This window comes from Uliginosibacterium sp. sgz301328 (genome assembly GCF_041807905.1).
Classification (GTDB): domain Bacteria; phylum Pseudomonadota; class Gammaproteobacteria; order Burkholderiales; family Rhodocyclaceae; genus JBGVSA01.
The window spans coordinates 41,679-56,320 of sequence record NZ_JBGVSA010000025.1; the positions used below are offsets into that span (position 1 = coordinate 41,679).

General features: G+C 63.7%; 11 protein-coding genes and 1 pseudogene. All 12 read left to right on the forward strand.

Annotated features, from left to right (window positions below; translation table 11 throughout):
• Positions 1–239: 239 nt before the first annotated feature.
• Positions 240–1,469, forward strand: coding sequence for an argininosuccinate synthase (locus tag ACDA63_RS16605; protein ID WP_373664395.1), 1,230 nt, complete (start codon positions 240–242; stop codon positions 1,467–1,469).
• Positions 1,470–1,711: 242 nt separating this feature from the next.
• Positions 1,712–2,248, forward strand: a complete 537-nt coding sequence (locus ACDA63_RS16610; RefSeq protein ID WP_373664396.1) for a DUF523 domain-containing protein — start codon at positions 1,712–1,714, stop codon at positions 2,246–2,248.
• A gap of 164 nt (positions 2,249–2,412) precedes the next feature.
• Positions 2,413–3,264, forward strand: coding sequence for a DMT family transporter (locus ACDA63_RS16615; RefSeq protein ID WP_373664397.1), 852 nt, complete (start codon positions 2,413–2,415; stop codon positions 3,262–3,264).
• A 62-nt stretch (positions 3,265–3,326) separates the two neighbouring features.
• Positions 3,327–4,190, forward strand: coding sequence for a carboxylating nicotinate-nucleotide diphosphorylase (gene nadC, locus ACDA63_RS16620; RefSeq protein ID WP_373664398.1), 864 nt, complete (start codon positions 3,327–3,329; stop codon positions 4,188–4,190).
• Between the two features lie 177 nt (positions 4,191–4,367).
• Positions 4,368–4,514 (forward strand): hypothetical protein, encoded by a 147-nt coding sequence (locus ACDA63_RS16625; RefSeq protein ID WP_373664399.1) that lies wholly within the window; start codon positions 4,368–4,370, stop codon positions 4,512–4,514.
• A 177-nt stretch (positions 4,515–4,691) separates the two neighbouring features.
• Positions 4,692–5,978: an MFS transporter gene (locus tag ACDA63_RS16630; RefSeq protein WP_373664400.1), complete on the forward strand. Its 1,287-nt coding sequence runs from the start codon at positions 4,692–4,694 to the stop codon at positions 5,976–5,978.
• A gap of 186 nt (positions 5,979–6,164) precedes the next feature.
• A complete protein-coding gene (xdhA, locus tag ACDA63_RS16635; RefSeq protein ID WP_373664401.1) occupies positions 6,165–7,652 on the forward strand; it encodes a xanthine dehydrogenase small subunit in 1,488 nt (495 codons plus the stop codon).
• A 37-nt stretch (positions 7,653–7,689) separates the two neighbouring features.
• The gene (gene xdhB, locus ACDA63_RS16640) at positions 7,690–10,053 is read left to right on the forward strand and encodes a xanthine dehydrogenase molybdopterin binding subunit (RefSeq protein ID WP_373664402.1); all 2,364 of its coding nucleotides are present in this window, start codon (positions 7,690–7,692) and stop codon (positions 10,051–10,053) included.
• Entirely contained in the window at positions 10,050–11,060 is a 1,011-nt protein-coding gene (gene xdhC / locus ACDA63_RS16645; protein WP_373664403.1) for a xanthine dehydrogenase accessory protein XdhC, read from the forward strand. Before xdhB ends, xdhC begins: the two co-directional genes overlap by 4 nt.
• 41 nt (positions 11,061–11,101) lie before the next feature.
• Positions 11,102–12,637 carry an ABC transporter ATP-binding protein gene (locus tag ACDA63_RS16650; protein WP_373664404.1) on the forward strand — a complete coding sequence of 512 codons (1,536 nt, stop codon included), beginning with the start codon at positions 11,102–11,104 and terminating at the stop codon, positions 12,635–12,637.
• Positions 12,624–13,694, forward strand: a complete 1,071-nt coding sequence (locus ACDA63_RS16655; protein ID WP_373664405.1) for an ABC transporter permease — start codon at positions 12,624–12,626, stop codon at positions 13,692–13,694. The genes ACDA63_RS16650 and ACDA63_RS16655 overlap by 14 nt, the downstream gene beginning before the upstream one ends.
• A gap of 549 nt (positions 13,695–14,243) precedes the next feature.
• Positions 14,244–14,642, forward strand: a pseudogene (locus ACDA63_RS16660) (ABC transporter permease); the annotation flags it as partial.

Below are 14,642 nucleotides of genomic sequence, written 5' to 3' on the forward strand. Positions count from 1 at the left end.
TCTCTTACCATTGATCGACGGCAACGCCGACGCTTGTCCCGCCATTGCAGCCACCTTGCCTGCATCAACGTAATACAATAGCGGACTTCGGTCTGTAGCGTCCGGCACCGGGCGGGCGCTGTGCACGATCCCCTGCGCTGAACGGCAAGCCCACTGGGCAGGGTGACCCGACCCGGTCATGCAGAGTCGTCTTGGGCGCTTCGTTAGGCGACGGACCGCGATCTGAAATCGAGGAAGATATGAGTGATGTGAAACGCGTGGTGCTCGCTTATTCGGGCGGCCTGGATACGTCGGTGATCCTGAAGTGGCTGCAGGATACCTACAAGTGCGAGGTGGTGACCTTCACCGCCGATCTGGGGCAGGGCGAAGAGCTCGAACCCGCGCGAGTCAAGGCGCTCAAGGCCGGCATCAAGCCCGAGCACATCTTCATCGACGATCTGCGCGAAGAATTCGTGCGCGATTTCGTCTTCCCGATGTTCCGCGCCAACACCATCTACGAAGGCGAATACCTGCTGGGCACGTCGATCGCTCGTCCGCTGATCGCCAAGCGCCTGATCGAAATCGCTCGCAAGGTCGGTGCCGACACTATCTCGCACGGCGCCACCGGCAAGGGCAACGACCAGGTTCGTTTCGAGCTGGGCGCCTACGCGCTGATGCCGAGCGTGAAGATCATCGCCCCGTGGCGCGAATGGGATCTGCTGTCGCGCGAAAAGCTCATGGCCTACGCCGAAGCCAACGGCATCGAAGTCGACATGAAGCACAAGAACGGCGGCGCGCCGTACTCGATGGACGCCAACCTGCTGCACATCAGCTACGAAGGCCGTCACCTCGAAGACCCGAAGGCCGAAGCCGAAGAATCCATGTGGCGCTGGACCGTGTCACCGGAACAGGCGCCGGACGCGCCGGAATACCTCGACCTGGAATTCGTCAAGGGTGACCTGGTTGCTATCAACGGCAAGAAGATGGCGGCCCACGAACTGCTCGCCGAACTGAACAAGATCGGTGGCAAGCACGGCATCGGCCGTCTCGATCTGGTTGAAAACCGCTACGTCGGCATGAAGAGCCGTGGCTGCTACGAAACCCCGGGCGGCACGATCCTGCTGAAGGCCCACCGTGGTATCGAATCGATCACCCTGGACCGCGAAGTCGCCCACCTCAAGGACGACCTCATGCCGCGTTACGCCAGCCTGGTCTACAACGGCTACTGGTGGGCGCCGGAGCGCGTGGCACTGCAAACGCTGATCGACCACACGCAGCAAAACGTCAATGGCTGGGTGCGCGTCAAGCTCTACAAGGGCAGCGTCTCGGTGGTGGCCCGCGATTCGAAGGACACGCTGTTCGATCAGACCATCGCTACGTTCGATGATGATGGCGGTGCGTACAACCAAGCTGACGCCGGCGGCTTCATCAAGCTCAATGCATTGCGCATGCGCATTGCCGAAAACGCCCGCCTCAAGCGCGGCAAGTAAAAACGCAAACCTGCCTGTACGATCCGAAAGCCCCGCCATGCGGGGCTTTCTCGTTTCCAGAACCGCGTTTGCGAGACAACCGCAGCAAGAACTCATGCCATACCTGGGCGGCCCGGTAGAAGCTTCGGTGACCCTGTTCAAAACGTACCTTTGATGGAGCCGGTTTTCTGATGCCCAATGGTCGCAGCGGGAATACTCAAAGGGCGCCGGAGCATGATGGCGCAGACGTGACGCCTGAACACATGCACCGCATTCTCGTCAGCGCATGCCTGCTTGGACATCCCGTGCGCTATCACGGAAGAGGGGCGGCCCGGCTCGATACGATCCTCCTGCGCTGGATTGAGCAGGGGCGCGTCGTGGCGGTGTGCCCGGAAGTCGCCGGCGGATTGCCAACGCCACGCCCGCCGGCCGAGATCGAGCCTGGCGGCGATGGTTCGTCCGTGTGGCGCGGAGCGCATCGAGTCATTGACGCGACAGGACAGGACCTTACCGCACGATTCAAGGAAGGGGCTGATCATGCCGTCCGATTGGCGCGCGAGCATCACGTCGCGTTTGCCGTCCTCAAGGAGAGCAGCCCTTCATGCGGGGTCCTCAATATCCATGACGGGCATTTCAGCGGGCGCCGCGTCCTAGGGATGGGCGTCGTGGCGGCGCGCTTGGCGGCGTGCGGCGTCAAGATATTCAGCGATCTGCAGCTCGGAGCGGCCGAGCGCTGGCTGCTCGCGCTGCAGCGTGGAGACGATCCCTCTACCGCATGTCCGCCATCTGACGCGAAATAGTCCCTGCGGCGTATCGCGCCAGTTGTCTACGCGGACATGGCGACCGGTCTCAAAACGAGAGAGGGCTAATGATCGTGGCAGAATAATCCTTGTGATCAGAAAAATCGGGGTCGCAGTTGCCGCCTGAATCCAGCATTGCGTCATCGGTTGCAGTCCAGCGGCCGATGCGAGGTGTCATGTTGTGCGTGACCGCGCTTCTGATGTTCGCGTGCCTCGACTCGATCACCAAGCATCTCGTGGCCGTCTATCCAGCCGCTCTCGTCGGCTGGATGCGTTATGCGCTGCACCTGCTGATGATGTCGGCCCTGTTCGCTCCCCGCATGGGGCGGGCGTTATTCACTATGCGCCGGCCCGCGCTGGTGCTCATTCGCGGCGCCTGCCTGGCGCCAGTCACGCTTTTCATGGCGCTGGCCTTCCGTCATATGCCGCAGGCCGAAGCGACCGCCGTCCTGTTCGTGTCGCCGTTCCTCGTGGTGTTGCTCGCGCGGCCGATCCTGGGAGAGCGCATCGGCGCCGTACGCTGGATCGCGGTCGCGGCTGGTTTTGGCGGCATGTTGCTGGTCGTCCGCCCCGGGGCGCAACTTGATTGGCTGGGGGTCGGGCTGGTGCTGGCAGGAGCGGTCTGCTACGCCTTCTACCTGCTGCTCTCGCGCGTGCTCAGTGCCTCTGACGGCACCATCAACATGTTGTTCTACACCGCGCTGCTGGGCACCTTCATCCTTGGCTTGTTCCTGCCCTGGTCATGGTCAGGGCCGAAGCCGACCGCGCTGGACGTGGCGTTCTTCGTCGGCATCGGCTTGCTCGGGTTCGTCGGACACTGGCTCTTCACGCTGGCGTTCCGCGACGCGCCAGCTTCTCTGCTGGCTCCGATCAGCTACGCACAACTCGGCTGGGCGACCTTGCTCGGCTGGCTGGTATTCGGGCAATTGCCCGACCATGTGGGCATGCTGGGGATTGCCATCATCATGGCCTCGGGCGTCGCGGTCGCCCTGTACGGCAGCAGGGGACGGGCGTAGCTGATTCGCATGCGCCCTGCGCGTGTAGAATCGTGCGCTCCCCCAGCATGAGCATGCGTACCATGGAATACACGAGCCCCCACATCGATCCTGTCCTGCGCCTGGAAATCCAGCGCGAAGTGGCTTGTGCCCTGGCTGAAGATGTCGGCACCGGCGATCTGACCGCCATGCTCATCCCCGGCGAGGCCAATGCCAGCGGTCGGGTCATCACGCGCCAGCACGCCGTGCTGTGCGGCGCCGCCTGGTTCGATGCTGCCTTTCATATGCTCGATCCGACCAGCACCGTGGTGTGGCACGCCCGTGACGGCGAGCGCGTGCAGGCCGGCCAGTCCTTGTGCAGCATCGTTGCCAATGCGCGCAGCCTGCTCACGGCCGAGCGTACAGCGCTCAACTTCCTGCAATTGCTCTCAGGTACCGCCACCACCGTGCGCCATTTCGTGGACGCCGTCGAAGGCACCCGCGCACGCATCGTCGATACGCGCAAGACGCTGCCGGGACTGCGCCTTGCCCAAAAGTACGCAGTCAAGGCCGGGGGCGGTTCGAATCACCGCATTGGGCTTTATGACGGTATCCTGATCAAGGAGAACCACATCATCGCCGCCGGTGGCATCCGTCCGGCGCTGGAAAAGGCCAAGTCGATCGCACCGCCTACGGCGTTCGTCGAGATCGAAGTGGAAAACCTCGACCAGTTGCGCGAAGCGCTCGATTGCGGCGCGACGATGGTGCTGCTGGACAACATGTCGGTGCCGCAGATGGCAGAAGCCGTCCGCATCGCCGCCGGGCGCGCCCAGCTCGAAGCGTCTGGCGGCATCAGCATTGAGCGCGTGCGCGAGATCGCTCTGGCCGGCGTTGATCGTATTTCGGTCGGCTCGCTGACCAAGGATGTTCAGTCCGTCGATTTTTCGCTGCGTCACGTAGAGGAGTAAGCCGGTCAATTCAGACCGGTGTCTGTAGTTAGACTACATTTCTGGCGTGGCACGCCCAGTCTTTCCATTCCCTCCGGGTGGCGTCGCTGCGCAGTATCGGTCCGTGCCGATCCGCCTGCAGGATCGGTCCGGTACATCCTCGAACAGTGCAGGGCAGAGTCTGCTCGGAGTGGCGGCATGCTTTTTACGCTGTATTACGTGGTGGCCCTGGTCGTGCTTGGTCTTCACTTCTCGGGCCATCTGGCGCGCTTTCACGCGGAATGGCTGGTGTATGTGCTGGCCGTGACCGTGATTCCGTTCGTTCTCTTTTTCCGTGATCTTTGACGTTCGCGTGGCCGGGCAATATCGGCTCCGCGTCGTCGCATCATTCCAAAGTAATTGCATTTGAAACAAGTTTTCACCGGTGGAGGCGGTGAAAAGCTTTATTTATCGATGTAGTAGGATTACTTTTCAGATGTCCGAAGAATTCTGGTGTCGGAAAATTCCTGTGAGGTACATCGCATGAAAAAGATCAAAGGGCTCCGGTGGTACATGATTGCAATGGTCACGCTCGGGACCGTGCTTGGCTACCTGACCCGTAACTCCATCGCCGTGGCAGTCCCCGAGCTGGAGCGCACGCTCCATATGACCACGGAGCAGTACAGCTACATCGTTGCCGCCTACTCGGCGGCCTACACCGTCATGCAGCCTATTGCAGGCTATGTGCTTGATCTGCTGGGCACCAAGCTTGGTTACGCCGTGTTCGCCGTCCTGTGGTCGGTGTTCTGTATCTCCACGGCTTTCGCCGGCAGTTGGCAGGGGCTGGCGATTTCCCGCGCTGCGGTGGGCGCCGCCGAAGCGGCCATGATTCCGGGCGGCCTGAAAGCGTCTTCCGAATGGTTTCCGGCCAAAGAGCGCTCGGCGGCCGTCGGCTGGTTCAACGTCGGCTCATCGATTGGCGCCATGGTCGCGCCGCCGCTGGTGGTGTGGGCGATTCTCGTCCATAGCTGGCAGATGGCGTTCATCATCTGCGGCGCGCTGAGTGCCGTGTGGGCGGCGCTGTGGATCGTCTTTTACCGTAGCCCCAAGCAACACAAGATGCTGACTGACGAGGAGCGCACCTACATCCTCGACGGGCAGGAAGAACGCCTGAAGGACGACAAGGCGCAGAAAGCCTCCGTCTGGCAGATCGTGCGCAACCGTCAGTTCTGGGGCATCGCGCTGCCGCGGTTCCTGGCCGAACCGGCGTGGGGCACGTTCAACGCCTGGATTCCGCTGTTCATGCACCAGGTCTATGGCTTCGATCTCAAGCAGATCGCGCTCTTCGCCTGGATGCCGATGCTCTTCGCCGATCTCGGTTGCGTGATCGGGGGTTACATGCCGCCGTTCTTCCAGAAGCACTTCGGCGTGACGCTGATCGTTTCGCGCAAGATGGTGGTGACGCTGGGCGCCTTCCTCATGCTCGGGCCGGGCATCATCGGCCTCTTCACGAGCCCCTACATCGCCATCGCCATGCTATGCATCGGCGGCTTTGCCCACCAGGCGCTGTCCGGATCGCTCATCACGCTGTCCGCGGACGTGTTCGGCAAGAACGAAGTCGCCACCGCCAATGGCCTCACCGGCATGGCGGCGTGGACCGCCAGCACGCTGTTTGCGCTGGTCGTCGGCGCGCTGGCCGACAAGATCGGTTTCTCGCCGCTGTTCGCCATGCTGGCCTGCTTCGACATTCTGGCCGCCGTCGCCGTATGGTCGATCCTGCGGGACGCGCCCGCCAATCTGGAGCCGCGCGCTGTCGCGCAACCGGCATAAGCGCCGCTCGGCGCAGCACTCACAAGAGGCCCGGCTCGTCCGGGCCTTTTTATTCCGGGCTCATCGCGATCCGGCCCGACATCGGTTTTGGCGAATGACCGATATCGTCTTTCCGGCGGACAGCCGCACTGGCGCTGGGGCAATAATGCGTTCATGATCCAAATCAAATGGACGCAGGGTCGAATCATGAACCCCACGACACCCGCAGAGCCGGTCGCAAGACCGATCCAGTTCTACTTCCGTGGTGGCGTCCGCCATGTGGCCGGCGTCAGTCCCACGCGCACCGTCCTTCAATACCTGCGCGAAGACCTCCATCAATGCGGCACCAAGGAGGGGTGCGCCGAAGGTGATTGCGGCGCGTGTACCGTCGTGGTGGGCGAACTGGTCGACGACGCGCTGCAATTGCGCGCGATGAACGCCTGCATCCAGTTCCTGCCCACGCTCGACGGCAAGGCGCTGTTCACGGTCGAAGACCTGGCCGGGCAGGGCCCAACGAACCTCCACCCCGTGCAGCAGGCGATGGTCGATTGCCACGGTTCGCAATGCGGATTCTGCACGCCGGGATTCGTCATGAGCCTGTGGGCGATGTACGAGAACGCCACGTCATGCCCGCCCCGCCAGGAAGTGGCCGACGTGCTCTCCGGCAACCTGTGTCGCTGCACGGGTTACCGGCCGATCTTCGACGCGGCGCGCGCCGCCTACCAGCAACCGCGCGTTGAGATGGATCGTGCCGCCGTCATTGACGCATTGCGCAACATGCGCGCCGCACCGGCTCTGGCGTATGAATCACATGGACAGCGCTTCTGGGCGCCGCGCGATCTCGATACGCTTGGCCGCCTGCGCGCCGAGCATCCGCAGGCCACGTTGCTGGCCGGGTCGACGGATGTCGGTCTTTGGGTCACCAAGCAACTGCGCGAACTGCCGGACATCCTCTACACCGGCGCGGTCGATGCGCTGCGCCACATCCACATCGATGACGACTGGCTGGATATCGGCGCGGCGGCAAGCCTGACCGACGCGTTTGCCGTCATGACATCCGAAGAGCCGATGTGGGCCGAGCTGGCACGGCGCTTCGCGTCCCCGCCGGTGCGCAACGCCGGCACACTGGGTGGCAACGTGGCCAACGGCTCGCCCATCGGTGACTCGATGCCGGGCCTGATCGCGCTTGGCGCACGCGTCGTGCTGCAGCGCGAAGCCGTGCGTCGCGACATGCCGCTGGAAGATTTCTATCTCGCCTATCGGCGCACCGCACTGCAGGAAGGCGAATTCGTCGCGGCCGTCCGCATCCCCCGGCGACCGCGGGATGATGCTCGGCTGTTTCGTATCTGGAAAGTGTCCAAGCGTGCCGATCAGGACATCGCGGCCGTGTGCGGCGCCTTCGCCCTTACGGTGCGCGGCGGCATCGTGGAAGACGCTCGCATCGCATTCGGCGGCATGGCAGCCACACCGTGCCGCGCTTTGCGTGCCGAGCGCGCACTGGAAGGTCTGCCATGGAGTCAGGTTGCCGTGCGCAACGCGCAGGCCGCGCTGGCCGAAGACTTCGCACCGCTCTCCGACATGCGCGCGAGTGCCGCGTATCGACGCACGGTGGCGGCGAATCTCCTTGAACGACTGTGGCTGAGCACGCAGGGTGGCGACGCCGTCCTGCGTGTAGAAGAGCTGGCAGACGCATAGCCCCCACCGACGACAGGATCAGGACGGAGCCAGACGCGTGAATCATCCTCAACCCATCGTCTTCCAGGCCGCAGCCCAACCCGAGACGCTCGCCGTTGTCGGCCACGCCCGCCCGCACGAAAGTGCAGCGCTGCATGTGACCGGCTCGGCCGTGTACACCGATGACATGCCGGAGCTGGCCGGTACGCTGCATGCGGCGCTTGTGTTGGCCGAAGTGGCGCACGGCTCGGTGCGCAGGATCGATGTCGACGCCTTGCGCGCCCAGCCGGGCGTGGTCGATGTGATGACCGGTGCCGACGTACCGGGCCACAACGAATGCAGTCCGGTGCATGCGCATGACGAACCGATCTTTGCTGACAAAGTGCAGTTCTACGGCCAGCCGCTGTCAGCCGTGGTTGCCACGTCTCACGACCTCGCCCGCCGCGCGGCGCGTCGCGCCAAAGTGGAATACGACAAGCAGCCCGCACTGCTGAGCGTGTATGACGCGCTCGCGGCCGATTCGCACCTGCTGCCTACGGTCGAAGTCGCGCGCGGTAACGCGCAGGCCGCGATTGCCGCCGCTCCGCATCGGCTGGCTGGCGAGGTCTACCTCGGTGGGCAGGAGCATTTCTACCTGGAAGGGCAAGTGTCCTACGCCGTGCCTGGCGAGGGCGACAGCATGCACGTGTACTGCTCGACCCAGCATCCGACCGAGATGCAGCATCTCGTTGCCGACGCGCTCGGCTGGCAGGCGCACCAGGTGCAGATCACCTGCCGCCGCATGGGGGGCGGTTTCGGCGGCAAGGAATCGCAGTCGCAACACACCGCGTGCGTGGCGGCCCTGCTGGCGTGGAAGACCGGCAAGCCCGTCAGGATGCGGCTTGATCGCGACGATGACATGAGCATCACGGGGAAGCGGCACGACTTCGACATCCGTTACGAAGTGGGCTTCGCCGACGACGGATTGATCCTCGGCATCAAGTTCGAGCTAGCCTCGCGCTGCGGGTATTCGGCCGACCTGTCGGGGCCGGTGAATGACCGCGCCATCTTCCACTGCGACAACGCCTACTACCTGGATGCGGTTGCCATCCGCAGTCTGCGAATGAAGACGCACACGGTGTCCAATACCGCTTTCCGTGGATTCGGTGGGCCGCAGGGCACGTTCGCCATCGAATCGGTCATCGAGGATATCGCGCGCCGTCTCGGTGCCGACCCGCTCGCCGTGCGGCGCCGCAACCTGTACGGAGATTCGGCGGGCGACGTGCGCACCACGACGCCATACGGCATGAAGGTGGAGGACAACGTTCTCGCGCCGCTCATAGATCAACTCGCGGCGGATTCCGATTACGCTGCGCGCCGCGATCGCATCGCCGCATTCAACGCGGCGAACCCCATCGTCAAGCGCGGCATTTCGCTCACGCCCGTCAAGTTCGGTATCTCCTTCACGGCCACCTTGTTCAACCAGGCCGGTGCGCTGGTGCATGTCTACAACGACGGTACGGTGCTTGTCAGCCAGGGTGGCACGGAGATGGGACAAGGGCTGTACACCAAGGTCAGGCAGATCGTGGCCGAAGTGTTCGGACTGCCGTTCGACGCCGTGCGCATGTCCGCCACCGACACGACGCGCGTACCCAATACATCCGCCACCGCGGCGTCCAGCGGCACGGATCTCAATGGCATGGCCGCGCGCGCGGCGGCACTTGAAATCCGTGAGCGGCTGGCACAGTTCGCAGCCGGTTTGCATGGTGTCGATGCGGCGAGCGTGACATTCGCTGACGGCCGCGTGCACGTGGCCGGCACCGACCAGCCCTTCGCGGCGTTGGTGATGGAGGCCTATCGCTCGCGCATCAAGTTGTGGGAGGCGGGCTTCTACAAGACGCCCAAGATCCACTACGACCCTACCACCATGCAGGGGCGGCCATTCTTCTACTTTGCCTACGGCGCGGCGGTGTCGGAAGTTGCCATCGACACGCTCACCGGGCAGACCCGCGTGCTGCGTGTGGATGTACTGCACGACGTCGGCCGTTCGATCAATCCGGCGCTCGACATCGGCCAGATCGAAGGCGGCTTCGTGCAAGGCATGGGCTGGCTCACCACCGAGGAACTCTGGTGGCGCGACGATGGCAAGCTGATGACGCACGCACCGTCGACATACAAGATCCCGGCCGCTTCGGATTGTCCGGAGGTGTTCAACGTCAAGCTCTTCGACAACGCCAACATCGAAGACAGCATCCACAAATCGAAAGCCGTGGGCGAGCCGCCGCTGATGCTGCCGTTCTCGGTGTTCTTCGCAATCCGTGCAGCGGCCGCCGCGGCGATTCCCGCCGATGCGCCGTTGCGGCTCGACGCGCCGGCCACGCCCGAAGCCATTCTGCGCGCCATCGCCGCCGGCCGCGGCACTCCCATGGAGGATGCGACATGATCCCGACCTGGCTGCGGACCTTGCCCGGCTGGCTTCGTCGAGAACCTGCGGTGGTGCTGATGTCGATCATCCGCGCCGACGGCTCCACACCGCGCGAGGCTGGCGCGTCGATGCTGGTCAGCGCGCGACGCGCCATCGATACCATCGGCGGCGGGCATCTCGAATGGCAGGCCATGCAGTACGCCCGCGACATGCTCGAAGAAGGGCAGACGATGATGTTGCGGCGTTTCGCGCTGGGGGCAAGCCTCGGGCAATGCTGCGGCGGCGTGGTATGGGTGCTGTTCGAGCGCATCGAGGCGGCGACGGCCGCCGACTGGCAGGGCCGGCTCGATGCCCTGGATGCAGGCGCAAGATTGTCGCGCACGGCCTGCGCGGACATGGCGACGTCCGACTGGCGAGTCATTGCGCAACGGGCGCAGAACGATCTGGCGCGCGCCGTATTCGAAGGCGAGCACTGGGCCTTCGTGCAGGAGATCGCCGACGAACCGTTCAACGTGCACCTGTTTGGTGCGGGGCACGTCGGCGAAGCGATCGTCCGGGCGCTGGCGCCCATCGAAGCGAACGTGACCTGGATCGATTCGCGCGACGACATGTTTCCCTCGCATCCGCCGGGCCGGGTGACCGTGGTGGCAACCGACACGCCCGAATGCGAAATCGATGACGCTCCCGCCGGATGCTATTTTTTGGTGCTCACGCACAGCCATGCACTCGACCTTGCACTATCCGAGCGCATCCTGCGCCGGCACGACTTTGCCTATTTCGGACTGATCGGTTCGCGCTCCAAGCGGATGTCATTCGAGCGGAAACTCACCGAGCGCGGCATCGCGCACGAGCGGATGGCCGACATGACGTGCCCGATCGGCATTCCGGGTATCCGCGGCAAGGCCCCGGCAGTGATTGCCGCCGGCGTCGTGGCCCAACTCTTGCAAGTGCGCGAGGCGCGCGAAGCGGTGCAGGGCGTGGCCGGCATCACCTACGGCGCACGATTCGTCGAACACCGCGATTGAGCCGCGCACCCTGACATGAAGTATCCGCACGAGGGCTATGCATGAGCGTTCCCCGACTGGAACTGCTGCACATCACCAAGCGCTACCCGAGCGTCGTTGCCAACGACGACGTTGGCCTCAAGGTGATGCCCGGCGAGATCCATGCCGTGCTCGGCGAAAACGGCGCTGGCAAGAGCACGCTGATGAAGGTCATCTACGGCGCCACGCAGGCCGACGCCGGCGAGATCACGTGGAACGGCCGGCAGGTCTCGATCGCCAATCCCGCCGAGGCGCGCCGCCTGGGTATCGGCATGGTGTTCCAGCACTTCTCCCTGTTCGAAACGCTGACCGTGGTGGAGAACATCGCGCTGGCGCTCGAGGGCAAATTCGATCTGGCTGCACTGGCCCTGCGGGTGAAGGATGTCTCCGAGCGCTACGGGTTGCCGTTGGACCCGAACCGCCTGGTGCACAGCCTGTCGGTGGGCGAGCGGCAACGTGTAGAGATCGTGCGCTGCCTGCTGCAGGACCCGCAATTGTTGATTCTCGACGAGCCGACCTCGGTGCTGACGCCACAGGCCGTGCAGAAGCTCTTCGATACGCTGCGGCGCCTTTCTTCCGAAGGCGTGTCGATCCTCTATATCAGCCACAAGCTGCACGAGATCCAGGAGTTGTGCCACAAGGCCACGGTCATGCGTGGCGGCAAGGTCACGGGCGAAGCCGTGCCGTCCGAAGAAAGTACCGCCAGCCTGGCCCGCATGATGATCGGCCGGGACCTGCCGGTATGCGAGGCCCCCGCGTATCACGGCGAGGTGCGGCCCATGCTGGAAGTGCGCAACCTTTCACTCGAATCCGACGATCCGTTCGGTACTTCGCTCATCGACGTGTCGGTCACGGTCAACAGCGGCGAGATCGTTGGCATCGCGGGCATCTCGGGCAACGGGCAGGCGGAATTGCTTTCCGCGCTGTCCGGTGAGCGGCCGGTGCGCGCGGACGCCATTCGCATCGATGGGCGCGACGTCGGTCTGCTCAATCCGGGCCGCCGGCGCGACCATGGTTTCTCGTTCGTGCCGGAAGAGCGTCTCGGGCGCGGTGCCGTGCCGCCAATGTCGATGAGCGACAACGGCATTCTCACTGCGCATCGTCATGGGTTGAAGCGCTTCGGGTTCGTGCGCTTTGCGGCCGCGCGCGATTTCGCACGGCGTTGCATCGAACGCTTCGACGTGCGCGGTGGCGGTGTCGGTGCCGCGGCGCGCAGCCTGTCGGGTGGCAATCTGCAGAAATTCATCGTGGGGCGCGAAATCGCGCAAAGCCCGCGCGTCATGGTGGTCGCACAGCCAACGTGGGGTGTGGACGTCGGTGCGTCGGCATTCCTGCGGCAGACCTTGCTCGATCTGTCGCGGCAGGGCGTGGCGATCTTGGTCATCTCCGAAGAGCTCGCCGAGCTGTTCGAGATATCCGATCGCATTGCCGTCCTTGCCGGTGGTCGCCTGTCCGCCGCTGTCCCCACCAGCCAGACCAACGCTGAACGCATCGGCATGCAGATGTCGGGGCTCGCCGTCGAGCCTCATCAACCGGAAAAGATCCATGTCGCTGCTTGAACCGCGCGTGTCACCGTCGACGCCGATGCGGCTGGCGTCACCCCTGATCGCCATCGCGCTGACGCTGATTACCGGCTCGATCCTGTTCTCGGCACTGGGCAAGAATCCATGGCAGGCCTTCCATGTGTTCTTCATCGAACCGATGCTGACCAACTACGGATGGAGCGAACTGCTGGTCAAGGCGAGCCCGCTGATCCTCATCGCGCAAGGACTGGCGATCGGTTTTCGCGCGCGCATCTACAACATCGGCGCCGAAGGCCAGCTCATCATGGGTGCGATCTTTGGCGGCGGCGTGGCGATCGCCTTCGACGGGCTCGACTCATGGTGGATTCTGCCGCTGATGGTCGTCGCCGGCGCGCTCGGCGGCGCACTGTGGGGTGCCCTGGCCGCGTGGCTCAAGACCGCCTTCCGCGCGGAAGAAACGCTCACCACGCTGATGCTCACCTACATCGCGTCCTTCGCGCTCTCGTACCTGGTTAATGGCCCGTGGCGCGATCCTGGCGGCATGAATTTCCCGCAGTCGATCATGTTCAGTGACGCCTCGCTCTTCGCGCCACTGATGGAAGGCATGCGCGTGAACACGTCGGTGTTCATCACGCTGTTTGCGGTCTTCGCGTTCTGGTTGTTCGTATCGAAGAGCTTTCTGGCCTACCAGCTCGCCGTTGGCGGACAAGCGCCAGCGGCAGCGCGTTACGCGGGGTTTTCGAGCAACCGTACGGTGTGGTTCAGCCTGACCCTCTCGGGGCTGGTGGCAGGTATCGCCGGCGTCGGTGAAGTCGCCGGACCGGTCGGCCAGCTCAATCTGAACATCTCGCCCGGCTATGGTTTCGCGGCGATCATCGTGGCCTACCTGGGGCGCTTGCATGCCTTTGGCATTGTGTTGTCGGGACTGTTGATGGCGCTGATCTACATCGGCGGCGAGTCGGCGCAGGTGTCGCTGCAATTGCCATCAGCGATCACGGGCTTGTTCCAGGGGATGCTGTTGTTCTTTTTGTTGGGGACGGATGTGTTTGTGGATTATCGGTTGAAGAGGAAGGGGAGGTTGGTGGCGGTTTAGGGGTTTGCCTTTTTTGGGAGTGTTCGGGCTTGGTCTCGACTGCTTGATTGCGTTGGCCGGGAGTTCGTCCCGGCGGCCGAGTCACTTTCTTGTTTTCGACAAGAAAGTAACCGTCGATTCGACCCCAGCATCGGCGCCAGCCTGCGGCAGGTCCCCCGCGCTACTCGTCAAGTCAGGCGCCTGCGGAACTCGTCGCTGCGCTCCTCAAACAGTCCTCGCCGACCCGCTACGCGGGCGACCTGACTTGACTGCGTTGCTCGGCGGCTCAAATGGGGCCACCCATGGCTCGCACCTGTATATGCGTAGAGCTAAAGCTCCTTCATGGGGAGTGCCAATGCATGCGAGCAGGGCGGAAAAGCGAAGCGTCATCCGCCGTTTTGGGACTTGTGCGTTGTCCGACCAGCCGACGTGATCGGCAAGAGCGTCAGAGCAAGTGCGAACAGCTAGAAACAGCGAAGAATCAAGCAGCACAGGGCTTCACCTTTGGTCCCAACCGTCATGGTGAGTGATGTCGGGACCTCAGCGCTAATTAGCATTTGAGGACAACAAATGATCGAACACCTCGTACCCATCCTCGCCGGCACACTTGGCGCCGCTGTCCCGCTCATCTTCGCCGGCCTCGGCGAACTGGTGGCAGAGCGCTCTGGCGTCATCAATCTCGGCGTCGAGGGCATGATGCTCATCGGCGCGGTGGCAGGCTTCGCCATGGCGGCCGACACCGGGCTGGGCGCCTTTGCCGGACTCGGTGCCGGGGCGGTGGCCGGCATGCTTGCTTCGCTCATCTTTGCCGTGCTGTCGCTGTCGCTCATCGGCAACCAGGCGGCGGCGGGACTGGCGCTGACCATCTTCGGTATCGGTCTGTCCTCCTTCATCGGCCAGCACTACGTGAGTTTCAGCCTGCCGGGGCTCAAGCCGCTGGTGATTCCCTTCCTCGCCGACATCCCCGTG

Excerpts from the sequence above, each read along its gene's own strand:
- nadC (WP_373664398.1), top strand. The coding sequence starts at position 3,327 with ATGGAATACACGAGCCCCCACATCGATCCTGTCCTGCGCCTGGAAATC.
- xdhA (WP_373664401.1), top strand. The coding sequence starts at position 6,165 with ATGAACCCCACGACACCCGCAGAGCCGGTCGCAAGACCGATCCAGTTC.
- ACDA63_RS16650 (WP_373664404.1), top strand. The coding sequence starts at position 11,102 with ATGAGCGTTCCCCGACTGGAACTGCTGCACATCACCAAGCGCTACCCG.
- ACDA63_RS16625 (WP_373664399.1), top strand. The coding sequence starts at position 4,368 with ATGCTTTTTACGCTGTATTACGTGGTGGCCCTGGTCGTGCTTGGTCTT.
- ACDA63_RS16605 (WP_373664395.1), top strand. The coding sequence starts at position 240 with ATGAGTGATGTGAAACGCGTGGTGCTCGCTTATTCGGGCGGCCTGGAT.
- ACDA63_RS16655 (WP_373664405.1), top strand. The coding sequence starts at position 12,624 with ATGTCGCTGCTTGAACCGCGCGTGTCACCGTCGACGCCGATGCGGCTG.
- ACDA63_RS16610 (WP_373664396.1), top strand. The coding sequence starts at position 1,712 with ATGCACCGCATTCTCGTCAGCGCATGCCTGCTTGGACATCCCGTGCGC.
- ACDA63_RS16615 (WP_373664397.1), top strand. The coding sequence starts at position 2,413 with ATGCGAGGTGTCATGTTGTGCGTGACCGCGCTTCTGATGTTCGCGTGC.
- xdhC (WP_373664403.1), top strand. The coding sequence starts at position 10,050 with ATGATCCCGACCTGGCTGCGGACCTTGCCCGGCTGGCTTCGTCGAGAA.
- ACDA63_RS16630 (WP_373664400.1), top strand. The coding sequence starts at position 4,692 with ATGAAAAAGATCAAAGGGCTCCGGTGGTACATGATTGCAATGGTCACG.